Below are 21,038 nucleotides of genomic sequence, written 5' to 3'. Positions count from 1 at the left end.
GCATGATATTATATGCAACCAAAAGTACCAGCCACTAGCTCTAATTCTGAAAAAAAGAACAATTTAGCGTTACTAGAAAGTATTAATTTAGATTTTATCCCTTATGCTTGCCAATACGATGAAGAAACTATACTAACAAAACAGGGGGAATTATTAAAAATAATCAAATTAGAAGACTATTCTTCAGTTGATAACTATGGTGATCTTAGAACTGAAATTAGAAAAAGTATATCAAAAAATATCAAGAGTTTATATTTTACCGTTTGGATTCACACTGTCCGTAAGCGCAATAAACTGAGCTTACAGTGGAATAAAACTGCAGACTTTTCCGATCAGCTACACTCAACGTGGTTTAATAAACTAGTTGATAGTAAACTACAGTATATAAATGAATTGTACATTGTGGTGTTACTTAGTGATTTTGGCAAACATATTAATAATGCATTTTTTTTTGGCGGGATAAAGAATAGGCACAAGTTATTTTTACAAAAAAATCATCAAGAATTACAAAAAATAACTGACCTGATTCAAAAAGATTTAGAACCTTTTGGAGCTAAAAAACTGGGCCTTAGGTCTAGTGAAGGCAAAATATATTCTCAAATGATGGAATTTCTCCATTACATTATTACATTAACGCACAAAGATTATCCAATATGTGAAAGGGATCTATCGCAGCATGTTAAAAATTTAAAAGTAGCTTTTGGTTTCAATAAATTTCAAACATCGTTTGAAGGTCAACAGAAGTTTGGTTCTATTTTTTGCATAAAGGAATATCGAGAAATCCCCTTAGAAAATATAGATAGGTGTTTGCAACTTGACTCTGAGCTTATCATCACAGAAATAATAATATTTACTAGTAATAATAAAGCAGTAAAAGAATTTAAAAAACAAATTAATATACTGCAAATCAGTGAGGACAATACCTTACTTCAAAACTCAGGAATAAATGAAATAATAGAGCTTGAAAAAATTTCTGCTATGGATTTTTGTCAACAGAAAATTATTGTTACAATCTTTGCAGATGATAAGAATAGGTTAGCTAAAAATATCAGCGATTTATCCTCTGTAATGTCGTTAATCGGGTTGATGATGTTTAGAACTGATCTGCACATGGAAAATCATTTTTGGGCACAGCTTCCTGGAAACTTTGCTTTTGTTACACAACCAAAAAATATATTAGAAAAATATGCTTGCAGCTTTGCTATGTTGCATGATTTTACATCAGGTACGTTAAAAGGAGGAAGATGGAAAGAAGCAGTAACAGTTTTTTTTTCAAAAAAAGGCAGTCCTTACTTTTTTAACTTTCATGGAAAGAAAAATAATGGTCATACCACAATACTTGGAGCTCCAAATTCAGGTAGAACCTCACTGATCAATTTCTTACTTTCGGAATCAAGAAAATTTAACCCTAGGATTGTTATATTGGATAATACTGGAAAATCAATAATATTTACTAAAGCAGTAAGCGGTCAATATTACATAATTGATCCAAAATATAAAGATAAAAGTCTAAAATTCAACCCACTGAACATTGAAAATAGTGCTTCTAATCGCAATATGCTTGTTGAATTGATCAAAAGGATGGTTGCAGATGCAAGTTTGGTAGACGTAGAAGAAAAGACAAAAAAAATTGTAGATTCTATATTTGCTATACCAAGAGAATCGCGATCTATTTCTCAAATTTCTGAAGTGCTTTTACTTCTTGGGGGTAAAATAAGTAAATGGTGTGGTGATGGTGAATTTGCTTACTTATTCCAAGATGGTGATGAGTCAGACATTGACTGGGGAACAAAAACTATATCCCTCAATACTGCAAATCTCACTAAGCAAAAAGAATGTATGTCCGTGATACTTTACTATTTCTTATACTCTTTCGAAGCAAAATGTGATGGCTCACCTGCAATACTTGTTTTGGATGAAGCATGGGAGATAAGTAATATTTTTCCTACAGAGGGAGAGTTTGACGACTGGATGCAAAGAATGACAAAGTTAAATGTTGTAGTAATTCTAAGTACTGAAAACTTAAACCTAGCATTTGCTAGCAAGTTTACTCAATATTTAGATAAGCATGTCGATACGAGAATCCTGATGCCGAACATAAATGCAAACAGGTTATACATGAAAGCATTTTCTCTGTCGAAAGAGGAACTGAATGTCATTTTGCAAACACCAACACAGGAAGGTTTATTTTTGATAAAGCAATACAAAGGTTTAGTAACTTTAAATCTAGATTTGAAGAATATGAAAGAAATACATGTACTTTCAGCTAATAAAGAGACTATAAAGTATATGTATGAAGCAATAAAGGAAAAAGGCGAAAAAGTGAGTAAGTGGTTACCGGCGTTCTATGAAAAATGTAAAGCTTAATTTTTTATTGATATTCTCCTTGATATTTTGTCTTTCTTATCAAGGATATGCTGATTGTCCAACATTTGTAAAAAGTAATACTGAAATTGAAGCTACAGGAAGTAAAGCAGGAAAAGGTATTGCGAATTTTTTTAAAGGCAAGTGGAGCGATTTAGATTTTGACGAAAAATTATTGCAATTTATTAAAGTTACAGCAGTAAATAATCAGGGACCAGAAGGTTACTTCGATCCAAAGATTAAGGTCTGCGATTACGAAGGGAACGACAACTGTTATATATTATCCAGTGGAACATTCTGCCGCCAGATATATGGAACGCAGAGTACAGGAGCTGGAGTTTCTGCAGCAGCTTTTATCGATTGGGAAGGAGATAAAACAAAAGCTGGAGGAGAAATTGCCCAAGGTCTTGGATGGGAATGGGCAGATGGTGTTACTGATGAAGAAAAAGTAAAATTTGCTAATGCCCCTAAAATATGCGCTTGTAGTCAAAAGGGGGCTTGTATGTCAGGAATTTCTTCATGGGACTCTAGAGTATTTTCTGGGGAAAATATTTTTCGTCCTGGAGAGATGGAAAAAGCTTGTGATACATGCTATCAAACAAAAGTAAAGTGTGCCCCTGTGCAACTTGCACCTGGCCCACCTGCATTTTGTGAACAACTTGCGATGTCACCACCACAAGTTAAAATTGTTCCTATAACAAATGAAGAAAATGATTATTTCCATCCAAGAGTTGGAGTCATTATTGGTAAGCTGAAAGAAAGAAGGGAGATATATGTTCCATCTGCTGTTTCAAATCACAAGAATATTCCAAGTTGGGCATATACTATTCCAGATAAAGATACTATCCATTATTTCAAAACCTATAGAAAGAAAGATCAGCTCTGCGCTGAATATTATGGCACTGAAAAAGAAGAATCAAAAAGAAAATTACAATTTCCTGCCCGTTGTTTTCCATCACCAACTGCTCCAAAGCCTGAGGAAATAAAGGTAGTAAATGAAAATACGCTAGAGGTAAAAATGAAGATGGATGAGAGAGTTTGTACTGAGAGGGCACGTGGAACTCACAATAATGGAGTCTGTACTTTTAATGTTAATGCTGACACCAGTCGCTCTATAGAAGTCGGCCCTCTATTCTTAAAAGTAGTAAAGCCGGCAATAGTAGAAAAAACAACTGGTACCGGTAACATAAAAAGCGATATCGATAACATAATAGAAGGTATATTAAAAAATAATTCGCAATTTGAAGTTCTAGAAAAATATGGGTATGTTCCCGATATCGAAGCAGAATGTAAAGAGTTTCAGGGAAATAAGTGCAAACTGGATAATTTAGGATATCCTAAAATAGAAGTAAAATATAAAGAAAATCCTAAAAGCAAAATGCTATGCCTTTCTGGTTGGCAGCCAGAACCGGAGGAATTCGTTCTTGAAAAAGGAAGTGAGCTAATATCACTGAAGTCAATGAGAGCAAGCTATGCTAAACACAATACTGTTTACTCGAAAGAATCAAATCAATCTTATTATTTTCCTTGCAAAAAAGGGGAAATTATTGAATTAGTTGATGTTTTAGCAAAGCCACAAGATGCACTAGATGAAATAATATTCAATAAGAAAGGATATATTTCTATTCCTGAAGAAAATAAGCCTAGAGATAATTGCATGGCAAAAGAGGATAAAGAGGTAGATACAAAACAAAATTGTGACAAATGCAAAATAGTATATGAGTTAACAGATGGAAAGTATGAAGAAAAAAACTGTAATCACGGTGATGATGGTTGCCTCTGCTTTGATGGAGTGTGTAGTCGCTCAACACAGCATGTGAACAAGGACAACAAGCCTTTTTACTTAAGAGTTTCACAGGATGAAAATGGAGTTGTAAAGAAGTTAGATCATCCAATTAAAGCAAATAGAACAGAAGTCTTTTTTGCTGATAAATTATGCAGATTCGATTTAGATGGTTTAAAAAAGAGATTGCGTGAAATAATAATAGCACAATTGAAACATAAGAAGCAGATTATTGAAGACAGGGATCAAAAACTTTATGAGCTTGGAGATGGCTATACAGATGATCTGTCAATGTATGATTACGTTGAAATAGAAGCATGGGGAGGTGGTGAAGCTGGTCATATAGCTGATAAAGCTCAGTCTACAGAAAATAGACCAGGAATGCCAGGTGATTACATTAAAGCTAAACTGAGAGTCAACCCTAGTTATCCATATATTAAAGTAAAAGTAACAGAAGGAGGTGGTGGACAAGAAAATGATAAATCTAACAAGGATGGGGGACCTACTTTAGTAAAAATGTGCAGAGACCTTTCAGAAACAATTTGTAAAGATTTAATTACTGTTGCAGGTGGAGGTACATACAGAACCTATGGGGGAAAGAATTACAAAGATACAATAATTCATGAACAAAGTTTAAAATTAAAAGAAGAAATTAAGAAAGGGGACAAGCTAAACTCTAGTAAAGATAATAAAATAGCATATATAGAAAATGGTGAGATTGGGTATAAAGATGTAACAAAATGTAGTAAAAACTACGTGAATAAAACATATGGTGCTGGTGGTTGTATCAACGAAAACAGCAAAAGTTATAGCAAGGGCGCTCCTGGTTATGTGAAAATTAAACCTATATTTGATGAAATTAATAAAGAAAGAGTAAAAAAAATAGATGATGCTATTGAAAAAATGATACAAAATCCAGATGACATCACAGGTATTGATGATTCCTTAATAAATAAACTTGATAAAAAGATTATTGATACAATTAAAGAAGAAATTAGAAAAGAATTGTTAGGTCTATAGTCAAAGAACCCTGATGGTTGCAAATGGGGTAAAGTTGAATTTACATCACTGAGAGTATCTGTTCAGATGCATGTGAAACCAGTGTTTCTTTTTTTGTATCTCAGTTCTCATAATGTCATCCCAGTGCATAATGCACAGCTGTACAGAACATTGAAGATGTCATTCCAGTGCGTGACACTGGAATCCATGTAAATTTAACTGGACGCCAATGTCACAAACTAGTTTTCCCATCTATCTTATTTTGCTACTCTGCTGAACAGATACGTCAATTTCATCTACTGATGAGCTAGGTCTGCTGTCCTTTATATGTTGTACCAAAAGCTCCATAATTTTTTTTTGCTCATAAAATTGCTGAAATGAATATATTCCATTCGAGCCAACTAACACGAAGAATCCTCCTTGTACATTTGGAGGATTATCATGCCAGCTAATGTTTCTTACGTATTCAGCAGCTTGTAAGGAAGTATCTCCTGAAAGGTTTTTAATATTAGGATCAGCACCTTTTTCTAGCAGTAATCTTGCCATTTTTTCATTACCTTTCATAGCTGCTATATGTAGAGGTGTATTGCCAAGCTGATTGCCAATATTGACATTCACCCCTCCTACACTAAGTAATAATTGAGCTACCTCGTCATGGCCATTATTAATAGCTACACACAAAGGATTCATACTGGTATCACAGCCATTGACTTTAGCACCATTATCAAGAAGCAACTTAACTACTGCTGCATGCCCATTCTGAGCAGCTAGATACAAGGGTGTGACATTATTTTTTTTATCTACTATGTTAACATCAGCATTTTTTGTGCTAATTAATAGTTCAACTATTTCAGTATGTCCGTTCTGAGAGGCTAAGTACAGAGCTGTTATACCAAATTCATTGTCTTTAGCATCAATCTTAATTTCTTGAGTATTAAGTAACACCTTTACAACTTCTACAAGTCCATTTTGAGCAGCAATATGTAAAGGTGTCTTACCATCAGTACAGTCTTTTATATTGGGATCAGCTCCCGCTTTAATTAACTCCTCTACTATAGCTTTGCTTTTAGCTACAACAGCAAAGTGTAAAACTGTACTGCCTTTAGTAGTTCTTGCATGAATATTAGCTTCTTTACTGATTAGTAACTTTACTACGTCTAAATGTCCTGAATAAACAGCAAAATGCAAGGCTGTAAATCCTTTTTTATCCTTGATATTGATATCAGTTTTTACATTAAGTAATAACCTAACTTCATTTATGTTACCGTTATAAGCGGCTTGATGTAATAGAATATTTTCAACCGGAAGCGATTGAGTGCTGAACATATTTACCTCTATATAATAGTATGCCTAGTGGTACTACATCAAAACAAGGAACATTCAAGAAAAATTTTTGCATCTGGCAATCTATTTTCTCTATTCTAATATATACAAACTCTTTAAACCCACCTTGTAATCAGGATAAACTAGAGAGACACCAAGATCTTTTTTAATTTTAGTATTGCTTACTTTTTTTGACCCTAAATAAAAACCCCGTGCGTAATTTGGTACGGAAGAAATCTCAACTGGCTCTGGAGGGCTAATATTGAGAAGCTCGGCTGCATACGTGACCACTTCAGATTGCGTAGCAGGTAAATCATCTGCACAATTGTATATCTCATAAGGCTTTATATTTTGCATGGAAGAAAATAAAATATTCGATATATCTTCAACATGAACACGAGAAAAAATTTTTTTCACATTTCTTGCTTTGCCAAGCTGCAGGTCAATTAGCGCATTTCTACCAGGACCATATATCCCAGCCAAACGAAAAATATGTACAGGCAATTTGCTACTTAGCCACTTCTTTTCAGACTCAAGGCGCTTTTCTCCTCTAATTTCTATAGGCTTTGTTTCAGATTCCTCATTCACCCAATTACCACAGTGGTCACCATAAACATTAGTTGCAGACAGATAACCAAGCCATTTAATATTCTCCAGACAATGACCGTATCTCTCCATAACATCATCGCCGTCTGGAGGAATAGAAACTAAAACATGCGTTACGCTTTTAAGCAGATCTTGATCAACCTTTTCATAATCAAAAAGTTGTATATCTTTATTTCTTGATGTACCGTTAACTTTCCAGCCTAAGTTTAGCAATTTTTTCGATAGAAATTTAGCTACATATCCGTAACCAAAGCAAAACAAGTGCATGGAAATTAATTTCCAAAATTCTTCTTGATAAACTCAACCCCTAACCTTATTCCTTCTTCATTAATAATATGGCCTAATCCATGAATTGGGTATCCTTGAGCGTTTACTCCATTTTCTTTCAGAGCTTTAACCGCTAAATCAAGGGAAGAAAAAGGTACCACATCATCAGCGTCACCATGAATAACACATATGCTGGGTTTTGATTTGATCTCCGGTGCAATTTTTGAAGGTGAAAGAAACCTACCAGAATATGCAACAACCGATGCACAAGACTGAAGCCGGGTAAGAGCTACATGCATTGCAAGCATTGCCCCTTGAGAAAATCCAACTAAAGAAAGCTGAGTATCTTTTAAATTAAGCTCCTTTAATTTTGTACCAATAAAATGATTTACAATTGATGCAGCATTTTTCACCCCATTATATAGTGCTTCCTCACTACGATCCTCTAAACTAAACCACTGATAACCATCACCTATTTCTCTTTCAAATGGAGCATTGGGAACTACTAAATATGAATCAGGCAAAAACTTGCTCATAACTTTAGCAAGATGCATGAAATTATCGCCACTTGAGCCCCAACCATGAAAAAAAATAATCAAATTTTTCTTATTTTCATTTGGGCAAATTTCTTGGCTTTGTAGTTTAATCATCTCTTTTGTGTTTATGTTTTTTTGTAAAACTGACTCATGCATTAATATTAAACAAAATTCTATAAAATTCAAGAATTTCCACATCACCCAAAAAGGTAAAATACTATTTTAAAGATAAAAATCCTATTTAAAAACAAAGCAGTATCTCAAAAGAGCTATATCTTTTCAAATACTTTTTTATTGTTATTTAAATCCGAGCTTCTCGTCCTTAGCATACTGTCGGCCAGGTACTCCATTGAATAGTAAGGATATTTTTAAGTGCAGTAACTACTGCTATATCTGGATCTTCACGTTTTTCTCTTTTTACTTTTATAGCTAAATAACCAACTACTGCACCCAATAATAAACCAGTAACAGCTGATGTTGCACACGTTGCAATAGCTGCTTGTGTATTATATGCTACCGCAAAACCTGTAATAAAACCTACTGCACCACAAACGCTAATGCAGACACGCTCCTTCCGAAGTTCTATTTCATTAATTTTTCGTACATGATTTTTCAAGTACTTTCTTACATCTTGAGTAGTACGTGTTAGAGCAGTTGCTCCATAGTAGTTTTTTGTGTTAGCATCTGCTTTTGCTTCTACCAGGCACTTTACTATACCTAAATCACTTCTCTGAGCAGCTAGCATTAGAGGAGTGTTTCCTTTTCTATCTTGCGTATTAACATCTGTATTTCCTTCTTTTACTAGATACTTTACTACATCCAAATGAACCTTATATATAGCTGATATTAGAGCAGTTGTTTCTTCAAAGCGTCTACCATTACTTCTTGCATTAACATCTGCTTTTGCCTCTACCAGGCACTTTACTATACCTAAATGACCCTTTTCAGCAGCAAATATTAGAGGAGTATCTTCACAGTCATTTCTTGCATTAACATTTGCTTTCGCTTCTTTTACTAGATACTTTACTACATCCAAATGACCATTTTTAGCAGCAAACATTAGAGCAGTTTCCCCAAATTCATTTTTTGCATTAACATTTGCTTTCGCTTCTTTTACTAGATACTTTACTACATCCAAATGACCATCTTCAGCAGCAAATATTAGAGGAGTGTTTCCAAATTCATTTCCTGCATTAACATCTACTTTTGCTTCTTTTACTAGATACTTTACTACATCCAAATGACCACTTTCAGCAGCAAACATTAGAGAAGTGAATTCAAACATATCTTGTGCATTAACATCCACTTCTGCTCTTTCTACCAGGTATTTCACTGCCTCTAAATCACCATTTTTGGCAGATGAAAATAATTTAGAAAGTAGCTCAGTACGACTTCTAACTATTCGTGCAATTGATAATGCTTGTAACGTAGAAGGTTGTCTCAATTCTTGAGTATCACCTTCTAATTTTGGTACAAGATTTTTTAGCCAAGGAGCTACATGTGTGAAATAATTAAGATTCTCTTTTGTGAAACAATTCAATAAATTTTTTACAGTATTAGATTTGTCACTTTCTTCAATTTCTCTATTTATACCATAATATTCTAACAAAGCATCAAGTATTGCTTTATTGTTAAAATTATACACCATTTACTAGCCCCCTGAATAAACTTCGAAACCATCTTAACCCCTATTAAGGAATGAAAGCATTTTGTAGACTTTTTCTTTTAATACTTATGCCTTTTATTTAAAATTGGAATGAGAGCAACCTCACTACTGCCATAGCTCTTTGAATACTACTTGTAATAAAAACTACTTAGCTTCAACTTTCTCTATCAATTTCTTGACCAAGCCTCTCAATCTTCTGCTGGAATCATCAAGCTCTTGAATTTGTGAAGGATCTTTTCCCATGAGCTCTTTGTGATTACTCTTTATGTAATCATACATCTCCTTCATCTGAGCAATCATCTTGTTGATATCCATACCACCCATATCAGGTATCATGCTAGGCATATTTCCTTCTAGCATACCACCAGCCATAAGTTGCTGAGACATTTGCATGAATGGCTTTAAGGTCTGTTGAAGCAAATTAGGGTCGCTTGCCAATTTTTCTATTTGCTCTTTGCAAGTATCCATGTACTGCTTCATAAATTCATCATCTTGCACTTTATCTGTCATAATTACACCTATTTGAAACTAATATTATATATTGTTTTTAATTAAAAACAATACAAGAACAACTATATTAATACTTGATTAAATGACAAATTAACTATTTTAAAGGTTCACATACTCTCTTTAACCATTCCTTATCTTTTATGCCATTTTCTATATTTTTATAAACAAATTGGTGATAGCTATTTATCCATTTAACTTCATCTTCAGTAAGCATTTGTATATCTATTAGCTTTTTATCATAAGGAACAGAGGTCAATTGTTTAAAGCTTAAAAAGACGTTTTCTCGCCTTTCAATATACATCAGATTCTCAATTCTTATTCCATACTTTCCTGGAATATAATAACCAGGCTCGTTAGAAAGTATCATGCCTGGAATGAGTTCCACTTTATTTCCTCTTGATATTGCCTGCGGTCCTTCGTGTACCGAAAGGTAACTTCCTACTCCATGTCCTGTACCGTGCATGTAATCCATTCCAAATTTCCATAAATGTATACGCGCTAATATGTCCAATTCCCCACCAGTGGTGCCAGAAGGAAAGACCGCACTTGCTATCGCAATGTGAGCTTTTAATACTATTGTGTAGTGAGCTCGTTGCTCATTGGTTGGACTACCAATTGCTATAGTTCTTGTAACATCGGTTGTGCCATCAAGGTACTGACCACCAGAGTCAATTAAATACAGCCCATCTTCTTGAATGACTTTATTTGTCTTATTGCTTGCACGGTAATGAATGATTGCTCCATTCTCGTTAAATGCTGAAATTGTTGGAAAACTCGATTGCTTAAACAAATTCTGCTCTTTTCTGTATTCTAAAACTTTTTCTTCAGCTTCAAGCTCAGTAATTTCACTGTCAATATTGTTTTCAAGCCAATATAGAAAATTTGTAACTGCTACTCCATCTTTGATGTGCGCACTTATAGCTCCAGTTATTTCAGTTTGATTTTTTACTGCTTTGTGAATCAAACAAGGATCCTCCTTCTCAATTATCTGCTTATTTTCTATTAGACCTCTTTCATTACTTATTGTCATCTCAGTGCTTGACACTGGGATCCATGCTTTTTTATTTCTGGTCAAGCACTGGAATGACACCGAAGCTGATTTTTCATTTAAATAATGGTTATACAAGGAATCTATTGCATTCATAATGCTCATTGGAGTCGTGCTTGGATCTATCACCACCAAATTTAACTTATGTAGTGAATTTTCTAGCTCACTAATATCAAAAACATTTATATGGTTATCAAAATTTGCTTCTATAGTTGAATGTTTTTTATCTTGAATAAATAAATCAACATTGGCATTTTTATACAATATAGCACGACCCAATATACAAGGAGTATATTCCGCACTTTCATTTCTTAAATTTAATAACCACGAAATTGAATTTGGATCAGTCAGAAGAACTGCTTCAGCCTCTATGTTTTTAGCTACTCTTTCACATTTATCCTTACTACTCTCACCAGATACATGTGAGACTATTGTTTGTGCTTTATGACTACTATCTTTTTTAATTAAGTATGGTACTAGTTTACAAATGCCTTCATATTTTCTTATGTCCTTCATAGTAAAATATTGCGGATAGTAACCCAGTGAGGTAGTCAATGTTAAGTTTGCTTTTACCCATTTGTGTGGATCCTCTTCTTGTATATTATATACTCGAAAACTGCCCTGATCGAGCTGACTGCGAGCTTGTGTGATATAGCGTCCATCTGTAAAAAATGGGCACTTATTACTCTTTGTAACGATAAGTAGCCCATTTGTTCCCGTGAAGCCACATAACTCTGCTAACTCTTTTGAATATTCATTTAAATACTCGTCTTTAGTATGCAACATAAATGCATCAACATTTATTTCGTGCATAAAAGAGCGAAATTCTTCGATTTTTGACATGGAATACCTTACGCAGAATTAGCAGCTATTTTCGTTTTCTTATTCCTAAGGTACACTAATATGCTAACTATTGCTGCTGGAGTGATGCCCTGTATTTGCTTTGCAATGCCAATTGTTGCTGGTTTTATTGATTGCAACTTCTCTATCACTTCAGTTGACAAGCCTTTAATCTGTGAGTAGTTGAAATTAGTTGGAATTTGAGTATTAACTTCCTCTTGTAGAAACTTCATATCGGCTTCTTGTCTTACTAAATAAGGCTTGTATTTTGCTTCAATTGCAACTGCTTCATATATTTCATTCTTGGCTATGCTATCAGTTATAGTGTTATTCCACCACATGACGCTGGAATCTACATTTTTTTCAGTGTCAACTGCATCCATTCTATCATCATTCAAGTACTGGATCCCAGTGTCAAGCACTGGGATGACAGGAAGAGGTGCTTTGGTGTTATGCAAGTAGCTGACACTGGAATCCATGTTTAACTCTGGCCATATTTCTCGTAATTTATTCCAGTCAATATTTGGATAACCGAGCAAATCTAATGCTGTTTTTCTTATTCCATCATAAGATATTTTAATGCCATAGGACCTGAGCTGCTCAGGAGTAATTGTTAGGCTCTCTAATTTCTCCTCAAGTTGCTTAATGGATTTAAGTTTACCCTGCAAAACAGAGTATCTCTCATGCGACACAAGAGAGATGTCATAACCTTTTTGTGTCAATCTTCTATCTGCATTATCTGACCTGATTGCCAGTCTATATTCTGCACGCGAGGTGAATAATCTGTAAGGCTCAGCAATTCCCTTAGTGACCAAGTCGTCTATCATTACACCGATATATGAGTCTGTACGATGAAGAACAAAACTTTTTTGAGATAAAGAGAGTGCTGCATTGATTCCGGCAATAATTCCCTGCCCAGCTGCTTCTTCATATCCAGTGGTACCATTAATTTGACCAGCAAAATATAGTCCTTTAACTTTCTTAGTTTCGAGAGTATGAAATAGCTCTCGTGGATCGATATAATCGTATTCAACTGCATATCCAGGTCTTAATATTTCTGCATTTTCAAGCCCTTTTATACTCTTTATCATTTCATACTGCACTTCGATGGGCAATGAATTTGAAATTCCATTTGGATATATAGTGTTATCATCAATCCCTTCTGGTTCTAGAAATATTTGGTGATTATTTTTTTCTGCAAATTTTTTAACTTTAGTTTCAATTGATGGGCAGTATCTTGGTGCAATAACGTTATCTAAATATGAAGAAGCTGATCTGTGAAGATTCTCTCGAATTACTCTGTGTGTATGTTCATTAGTATGAGTAATAAAACATGAAACCTGAGGCTGGTTAATTTTCTCTGTAAGATAAGAAAATGGTGTAGGTGGATTGTCACCCACTTGTTCTTGTAATACCGACCAGTTTATAGTGCCACGATCAAGCCTCGGTGGAGTTCCGGTACGTAATCTGCCCAGTTTAAAATCATACTTCTTTAGCGTGTTTGCAAGCTCTATTGCAGGTTTATCTCCCATTCTTCCAGAAGGAGTTGTTTGCTCTCCTATATGAATCACACCACGTAAAAAAGTCCCTGTAGTCAAAACAACTCTGCTTGTCAGTATACGTTCACCTGAGTCTGTTATTACAGCTTTTATATAAGATTCTCCATTGCTATCACTTTCGATAAGAAAATCGTCAACTGACTCTTCTTTTACTTTCAAGTTGTGATAATTTAGAATAATTTCCTGTATTGCTTTTTTGTATAATTTTCGGTCTGCCTGTGCACGTGGGCCCCATACCGCTGCGCCTCTGCTGCCATTTAAAACGACCGAGTGTATGCTTGCTCGGTCGATAGCTCTTCCCATTATTCCATCAAGGGCATCCACTTCCCTAACTACAACACCCTTTGCAACTCCTCCAATTGCTGGATTACAAGACATTTCTCCTATAGTTGAAATTTTGTGAGTTATAAGTAGCGTGCTTGCACCAAGGCGTGCTGCAGCTGTAGCTGCTTCACACCCGGCATGACCGCCACCTACTACCACTACGTCGTACTTATGCATCTTCTTGAGTAATTCCTACTCTATAATATTCCAACTATCAGTGATTGATGTCAAATTTTACAGATTCCAGTGTTACACACTAACTTAGCTCAAATTATCGTCTCTTTTACAGAAGAAAATCTTTCAACTGTAGGAGAGGTAATACACTCATCCACTTCTTCTTCCTGAGATATTCCAACATATTTAGAATCTGTAATCGAAGTTGCACTTGCTGCAAATGTAATTGCTGCTTCATCTGCACAATGCACTAAAGATGTGGCTACATAAACCCCCATAATTGTTGCTATTAGCCCTGTTATTGCACTTACTAAGATAATCACTGTTACTACTGGATTAGGAAGAACAGCAATCACACTTGCATTAAGCACTGCCCCAATCATAGTACTTATAGGTATAGCCATACCCAAAAAAATTGCTATTTTTCCATGATCTTCCTCAATAGGATCTCTTTTGCAAAACCTATATAGCAAACATCCTACGTGCAAAACCGCAATCAATACTAGAGCCATAGAACCAGCAATTGCACCCATGGCTAAAGGTGATGAAGTGTCAAAACTTAACCAACAAGCTAATACTCCTAGTGCTGACACTATACTATAAGCTAACAAACAAATATACATACAATCCCTCTCACTAATTAATAGGCATCATTTTTACTCTAAATTGCAAACTTTCCCTCCGCCATCTAAATACTAGAGCAACAAGGAATGCTAACGGCCGTGCAAAAATATCTAATGTTTATATTTATGTAAAGTGGAAATTTTGAGTGGGGCGAGCGACCAGGATTGAACTGGCGACATTCAGTACCACAAACTGACGCTCTACCAACTGAGCTACGCCCGCCAAGATATAAAATTTTTAACATACGAGCACAAATAGTCAATTGATTATTTAAGCTACCTCCTTTTGCAGAGGGTTTTAAATATTTTCATTCATGCTTTTATCATTATACTCAATCGTATTGACACCGTGATATGTTTAAAAGTATTTTCACATTTAGTTTTTTTACAGCTATTTCAAGAATCTCAGGGCTAATAAGAGATGTATTGATTGCTACGGTTATTGGTGCAACCTCTCTTGCAGATATATTCTTTTCCTCGTTTCGCTTTGCTAATTTATTTCGATCGTTTTTTGCAGAGGGGGCATTTACTACCTCATTCATACCATTATACTCTGCAGAGTCATATGATAATAAAAAGGCATTTAATTTCGCAAGTAGTGTAATATCCATTACGTTTATTATTCTAGTAATTTTTTGCCTTATCACACAAACCTTCTTCCCCTACATGATCAAAATCTTCACTCCTGGATTTGACCAAAATAAATTTACCTTTACTGTAACTTTGTCGAAAATTATGATGCCCTACATAATCTTCGTGTCAATCGCATCACTTATTGGTGGAATGTTGCAAGTAAAACAGCATTTTGCTTCAACAGCTATTTCACCAATCATTTTGAACCTCTGTTTAATCATCAGTTTGTTTTTACCTTACATTGAAACACCGGCTCATAACCTTTCTATAGCCGTCCTGATTGGAGGGATTTTGCAGCTACTTTTAATAATATTTAGTGCATACAAATTAAAGGCTTTCTTTTCTTTTAGTTTAGAATTAAGTAACGAAGTAAAATTATTTTTTAAACGTGTGATACCTGCAATTATCAACAATTGTGTAATACAAATAAGTGTATGGATTGACACAATCATGGCAAGTTTTATACCAAATGCAGTTTCTTATATATATTATGCCGATAGACTAAATCAACTACCGCAAGGAGTAATTGGCACTGCAATTGGTACAGTACTTCTTCCTCTGATTTCAAAACGAATAAATGATACTGAGAATATAGTCAAAATACAGAACAAGGCCCTTAATATAGGGTTAATATTAATTATGCCAATAACTGCTGCTTTTATCATTATTCCTGACATAATTTTACTTACGCTTTTTTCTTACGGCCGATTTGATTATTATGCAGTGCAGCAAACTGTTCCTACATTAGTAGCATTTTCTCTTTCTTTACCCGCATTTATTATAAATAAAGTATTGCTACCCACATTCTTTGCTAGGGGAAAGCTAAAAATACCAACTATGTTCTCATTAACGTGCCTTGGAATTAATGTAATACTAAATCTCATATTAATGAACAAATACCAACATATAGGAATTGCTATTGCTACTTCCATTTCCACTTGGATAAATTCTATTTTATTGATTAATTATTTAACAATAAATAAGATGTATAAGATTAGCCAAGCATTATTACTAAATATTGTAAAAATTCTCACTGCAACATTGGTTATGTCAATAGTTCTTTATCTCTCTAATTACTTATCAGCAGGGTTGTTTTGCGATAGAGGGCTAGCTCGTATTGTTTATTTAGTAACTTTAATAGCTTTGAGTGTTATTATTTATTCTAGCACTCTTTACCTAATTTTTAGAGGAAATTTGAATAATTTGAAATATGTATAAATTACACCCTTTGTATTGCTATATGTCATTTCAGCTACTATTCCAATATCCACTCCTTTCATCCCATAACCTATTCCTTTCATCCCAGTGTCAAGCACTGGGATCCAGAAATTTTGTTGATTATATAATCTGGAAAACCTTATTTAAGTCACACTGGATCACAGTGTCACACACACAACTGTATGAGTGTTGTGGTTTGAGAGCAATTTCCACTGGGAACCCAGTGCTCATCAGACCAGCTTCTCATGTAAAAATGCTGTGTTTTAACATAAGAATAGCTACTTTTTTGCTAATTAACTTAATGTCTAATCAAATTTCCTGGATCCCAGTGTCAAGCACTGGGATGACAAGAAGAGAAGGGATGCTGGAATGAGAGGTCTATTATGAAACTTTCTTTATACGCCATATTATCAATCTCGTTGCTATTAATTCTCATGCACGTTGCTGCAACTTTTAAGGATTGGAGTGGCTACAGAGAATATATCGTAAAAGAGTTAGAGAAGACGTATGATGCTAAAGTACATGTTGGAGGAAAAATTGAAGTTTCGCTCATTACTCCAAAACTTACTATTTACAATGTATATGTACAATATAACAAAAACAAGGAACAAAAATTATCAGATTTAATTAGTGCAAAAAAAATTGAAATAAGGCCATCGCTATTATCGTTGTTTTCATTTTCATTGCAACCAAAGTCAATCTCATTTTTGGGCATGAAAAGCAACAAAGAAAATTTACTTAATATTATAAATACGAAAGCCAATGATAATATAGTTGATATATTAATAAAGGACAGCCAAATAAGTTTTAACGCCGATACTATTAACATCAAGGAAGTTGCTATAAAAAAAAATAAGAAGTTTTTTGGTGAAGTACAGATTGGTGACAACAATTACGATTTTTCTGGAAAGGTTAATGTCACAAAAAATAATGTACACATTAGTGTTGATTCAAATTTTGCAAATTTGCTATTTAAAGGTAATAGAAATCAAGAAGAGCTCAAGGGCAATTTAGTATTGACGATTAATAATAATTCTGATTCTATGAGCGACTTGGCAAAAATCATTAATCTTAGCTTCCTTTCTTATGTGATTCCCAGCGAAAATATTGAGATATCATCCAATATCAATCTCAATGAAAGCGAATTTACGGCAACTGATTTAAAAATTGAGTCCAAAAGCATGCAAGGCACTGGTATAATACAAAATGATAGAAAAAGTGATCATACTAATATCAATATTAGTTTTAGTAAAGTCGACCTAAAAAACGGCTCACACAAAACAACAGATATGAAGGGTCTTTTAGAATCTTTTAGAGAGGTTGTGCCAAAGAACCTGAGCTTGGATTTTAATATGGAAGCTTCAAATATTCAATATCAAAACAGGATATTGGACAAATTTCATGCTACGCTAAAATTTGCTAATGGCGAAATAAACGTTGATACTCTTCTTCAATTTCCTGGAACCAATAATATATCTCGCTTATCAGGAAGAGTTTCAAACAATGGCAACTTGTCTGAATTTAATGGTGATATATTGATAAAGGGTGAGTCGTTCATTTCACATATTTTACCTTCTATCAAGATGCAAGAAAGAGAGAAAAGTCAATTTACAGCAAGTTCTAAACTATATTTAGCACCTAGAATATTATCTCTTTCAGATATCAGATTGCTAAATAACAAAGAATCTTGGCAAGGATCAATTAAGGTAAATCACACAAAAAAACACAATATGATCGATAGCAAATTTAGCATGCATAACATTAATATAGATAAATATGATTATTCATTATTCAGCAAAGTGCAATGGCTGAAAAATCTTAAATATGATGTAAATATAAGAACTAGTGTTAAAGATTCTATATTCAATGGTACAAAAATTGAAGATTTGGATTTTTCATTAAAAATACAAGAGAACAAGCTATTTGCAGATAAAATAAAGTTATTCGGAGAAGATTTCGACATTACCGGTAGTGTAAAAATATTAGTGGATCAAAAATACACTAAGCCTTTATTAGACGTAAACCTTACAGGTAATAAATTTAATGGAAATATCTTTAAATTACCAAAACTATTAGAGGTAAAAAGAAACTCAAGAAATGAAATAAATCAAATTCAATGGTCAACAAAGCAGCTTAATTTTTTAGATGAGAAAGGAGATTTTGATGCAAACGTGCAAATCAAAACTACAGAATTTAAAATTGGGCAAAACGTCTTAAAAGATTTTAACTTGGATACAGTGATAAGAAACAACACTATCACTATCAAACAGATAAGTTACATACTAGAACATGGACAAATGTTTTTTCAGGGTTATCTAAAAGCAGGCTCAATTCACACAAAATTTTCTATTGCAAATTTGGACACCAAGGAAGTTATAGGAGTTAATAACATAAATGGCAAGATAAGCTTAAGTGGTGAAATCAAAACTCAAGGAACAAGCTTTGATGATTGGGCTAGTAACTTATCAGGAAATGTAAACTTTCAAGCACAGAAAATAGAGTTTACAAATGTGGATTTTAATTCATTCATCACTAAGTTGTTAAGTAGTAAGAATAAACCTGAAATTTCCAAGCTTGCTTACGTTGATATATATAATGGCAGTACGCTTTTTGAAAATATTAATGGAAAAGTAAGTATTAACAGTGGTGTATGTTCAACTAGTTCACAGTTTAGTACCGATCAAGCATCAGGTTCTATCTCTTCTAATTTAATCTTATCTAATTTCTCCTTAACTTCTATATTCAGACTCTTTTTCATACTACCAAATCATAATAGTCCTCTTTATATCGAGGCACACTTAGATGGCCCTATTTGGTGCCCTAAGATGAGTTTTGATGTAGACCAAATTTACAACACCTTAGTTAGCAAGAAAAATAGTTAACTCATTTAGATGTAGGATTTAAGGGACCATCTGTCTTTAAGTTAGACCTTAGTAAAAGATGTTCCACTCTCACCAATGATAAAACTGATTGATTGTTTGTACCTTCTCAATGTTTGCGTCGCTGCAGCTTGTGCTTGGACTCTCTGTCTCTCCAAGCAATAAACGTGTTATCTCCCTATAGTCTTTGAGAACAGATAAATGTAAAACAGTAATACAAGAATTACTTGATATATTAATATCTGCTCCTTTTTCAAGCAATAATTTTACCATACTTGTGTGGCCTTCACGAACAGCATGGTATAAAGGAGTATAACCGAAACGATTTTTTATATCAATAACTGCTCCTTTTTTAAGCAATAATTTCACTTGCTCTAAGCGATTTCTTTTAGCAGCGTAATGTAAAGGAGTTTCACCATTACGATCTGCTGCATTAATATTTGCTTTGCGTCTCGATGACAATTCTATATGAGGAAGAATAAATCGAGAATTACCTACTGAATTTTCTTGTTCTTGATACATAAAATACCTCTAATTTCTTACAGCTTAGTATAAATATCTACACTATATAAATATCAATTCAACGCATCACCACCGGGTAACGGTAAAAGTTTCTCCTTTTATAATGAGCATAGGCCTGTGTACATTACTCTAATTATGAGCTTGAGCAGCTGCTTGAAGTTGTTCAGCACTTGGATTATCCAAATTCTGACTTGGAAATGCCTCTATAATGTTCTTTAACTCTTTATCTGTTAAGTGATAAGTTATTTCGTCAAAAACTTGATGTAACACCCGCAAATTAGAATTCTCTATAGCTGCTTTACTTTTATCTAATAAATCCCTTCTGTCCGATGCCTTATCAAATTGGCTTACTATTGTATCAACGTGTTCAGGAAATTCTGATATATATTCCAATGCGTCAGAACACCTTATTTCATCATATTCTCTATCAGACAAATAACCTGCTAATTTATTCTCATCAGTCTCTCGCAGAAACTGATATAACGATATATTGCTGTTACTAAGCCTGACGTTCATCATCTCATTCTGATAATCATCCCAAAATTTGGACAATTCAATATTTTTGACAATACACTCTGGTTTCGTTGTGATACCACTATGTACCACAGCATATGCAATTATAGTTCTTACTACCATCGGTTTATCGCAATACCCTATTTTGTAATCATCACTAGCTACAATAGATAAAGGGGTCCTTCCTGTCTTGTCTACTGCATTAACATTTGCTCCTCTATCAAGCAGCAACCTTACTAATTCCTCCCGATCATACTTAAGTGCAAAATGTAAAGGAGTCATATCCAGATTATCTACTGCATTAACATTTGCTCCTCTATCAAGCAGCAATTCTGCTACTTCCTTATGACCATACCTAACTGCAGTATGTAAAGGAGTCCACTTTCGCCTTTCTATTGCATTAACATTTGCCCCTTTATTAAGCAGCAATTCTTCTACTTCCTTATGACCATACCTAACTGCAATATGTAAAGGAGTCTCCTTTTGCACAGTTGTTACTGCATTAATATTTGCTCCAGCTTCTATCAACTCCGTAATCTGCTGTATATTCTCTCCTTTAGAAGAATTCATTAATAGTTCATCCAATTCTCTTTGTTCCCTTTCATTCATAATTTACCCCACAATTTCATTGTAGTTAATTTAATATGCAAA

At 34.1% G+C, this 21,038-nt stretch carries 14 protein-coding genes and 1 tRNA gene; 4 read left to right on the top strand and 11 right to left on the bottom strand.

The annotated features are described in order from the left end of the window. Positions 1-12 precede the first annotated feature (12 nt). Together ABWU33_RS01120 and ABWU33_RS01115 are read left to right on the top strand one after the other, a co-directional pair. A complete protein-coding gene (locus ABWU33_RS01120; protein WP_353280863.1) occupies positions 13-2,367 on the top strand; it encodes a type VI secretion protein in 2,355 nt (784 codons plus the stop codon). Beyond that, a complete protein-coding gene (locus ABWU33_RS01115; RefSeq protein ID WP_353280862.1) occupies positions 2,348-5,167 on the top strand; it encodes a hypothetical protein in 2,820 nt (939 codons plus the stop codon). The genes ABWU33_RS01120 and ABWU33_RS01115 overlap by 20 nt, the downstream gene beginning before the upstream one ends. A 231-nt stretch (positions 5,168-5,398) precedes the next feature. Here ABWU33_RS01115 and ABWU33_RS01110 read toward each other — a convergent pair whose 3' ends face one another. From ABWU33_RS01110 to ABWU33_RS01070, 9 genes are all read right to left on the bottom strand, one after another. Beyond that, positions 5,399-6,472, bottom strand: coding sequence for an ankyrin repeat domain-containing protein (locus tag ABWU33_RS01110; RefSeq protein ID WP_211908612.1), 1,074 nt, complete (start codon positions 6,470-6,472; stop codon positions 5,399-5,401). 90 nt (positions 6,473-6,562) lie between these two features. Then, a complete protein-coding gene (locus ABWU33_RS01105; protein WP_007302062.1) occupies positions 6,563-7,342 on the bottom strand; it encodes an SDR family oxidoreductase in 780 nt (259 codons plus the stop codon). Between the two features lie 5 nt (positions 7,343-7,347). Continuing rightward, positions 7,348-7,992 carry an alpha/beta hydrolase gene (locus tag ABWU33_RS01100; protein WP_353281075.1) on the bottom strand — a complete coding sequence of 215 codons (645 nt, stop codon included), beginning with the start codon at positions 7,990-7,992 and terminating at the stop codon, positions 7,348-7,350. Between the two features lie 208 nt (positions 7,993-8,200). Further along, positions 8,201-9,526 carry an ankyrin repeat domain-containing protein gene (locus ABWU33_RS01095; protein ID WP_353280860.1) on the bottom strand — a complete coding sequence of 442 codons (1,326 nt, stop codon included), beginning with the start codon at positions 9,524-9,526 and terminating at the stop codon, positions 8,201-8,203. A gap of 162 nt (positions 9,527-9,688) precedes the next feature. Further along, positions 9,689-10,054 (bottom strand): arsenical pump-driving ATPase GET3, encoded by a 366-nt coding sequence (locus tag ABWU33_RS01090; protein ID WP_250120040.1) that lies wholly within the window; start codon positions 10,052-10,054, stop codon positions 9,689-9,691. A 94-nt stretch (positions 10,055-10,148) separates the two neighbouring features. Beyond that, entirely contained in the window at positions 10,149-11,945 is a 1,797-nt protein-coding gene (locus tag ABWU33_RS01085; RefSeq protein ID WP_211908617.1) for an aminopeptidase P family protein, read from the bottom strand. A gap of 8 nt (positions 11,946-11,953) precedes the next feature. Continuing rightward, positions 11,954-14,002 (bottom strand): tRNA uridine-5-carboxymethylaminomethyl(34) synthesis enzyme MnmG, encoded by a 2,049-nt coding sequence (mnmG, locus tag ABWU33_RS01080; protein ID WP_250120039.1) that lies wholly within the window; start codon positions 14,000-14,002, stop codon positions 11,954-11,956. 89 nt (positions 14,003-14,091) lie between these two features. Further along, positions 14,092-14,622, bottom strand: a complete 531-nt coding sequence (locus ABWU33_RS01075; RefSeq protein WP_211908619.1) for a hypothetical protein — start codon at positions 14,620-14,622, stop codon at positions 14,092-14,094. 147 nt (positions 14,623-14,769) lie between these two features. Further along, positions 14,770-14,845: transfer RNA gene (locus ABWU33_RS01070), tRNA-His, on the bottom strand. A 131-nt stretch (positions 14,846-14,976) separates the two neighbouring features. On the opposite strand from ABWU33_RS01070, the gene murJ reads away from it, so the two are divergent. Together murJ and ABWU33_RS01060 are read left to right on the top strand one after the other, a co-directional pair. Then, complete coding sequence (gene murJ, locus ABWU33_RS01065; RefSeq protein WP_211908620.1) at positions 14,977-16,473, top strand: murein biosynthesis integral membrane protein MurJ; 1,497 nt, start codon at positions 14,977-14,979, stop codon at positions 16,471-16,473. A 383-nt stretch (positions 16,474-16,856) separates the two neighbouring features. Then, a complete protein-coding gene (locus ABWU33_RS01060; protein WP_264337694.1) occupies positions 16,857-19,355 on the top strand; it encodes an AsmA-like C-terminal region-containing protein in 2,499 nt (832 codons plus the stop codon). Between the two features lie 69 nt (positions 19,356-19,424). Here the strand turns inward: ABWU33_RS01060 and ABWU33_RS01055 are convergent, their stop codons facing one another. Then, a complete protein-coding gene (locus tag ABWU33_RS01055) occupies positions 19,425-19,874 on the bottom strand; it encodes an ankyrin repeat domain-containing protein (RefSeq protein WP_211908622.1) in 450 nt (149 codons plus the stop codon). Between the two features lie 129 nt (positions 19,875-20,003). Continuing rightward, complete coding sequence (locus tag ABWU33_RS01050; RefSeq protein ID WP_211908623.1) at positions 20,004-20,996, bottom strand: ankyrin repeat domain-containing protein; 993 nt, start codon at positions 20,994-20,996, stop codon at positions 20,004-20,006. Positions 20,997-21,038: the final 42 nt, after the last annotated feature.

It is taken from the genome of Wolbachia endosymbiont (group B) of Cyclophora punctaria (assembly GCF_964028235.1).
Taxonomy (GTDB): domain Bacteria; phylum Pseudomonadota; class Alphaproteobacteria; order Rickettsiales; family Anaplasmataceae; genus Wolbachia.
This window is presented reverse-complemented; position numbering and strand designations above follow the sequence as displayed.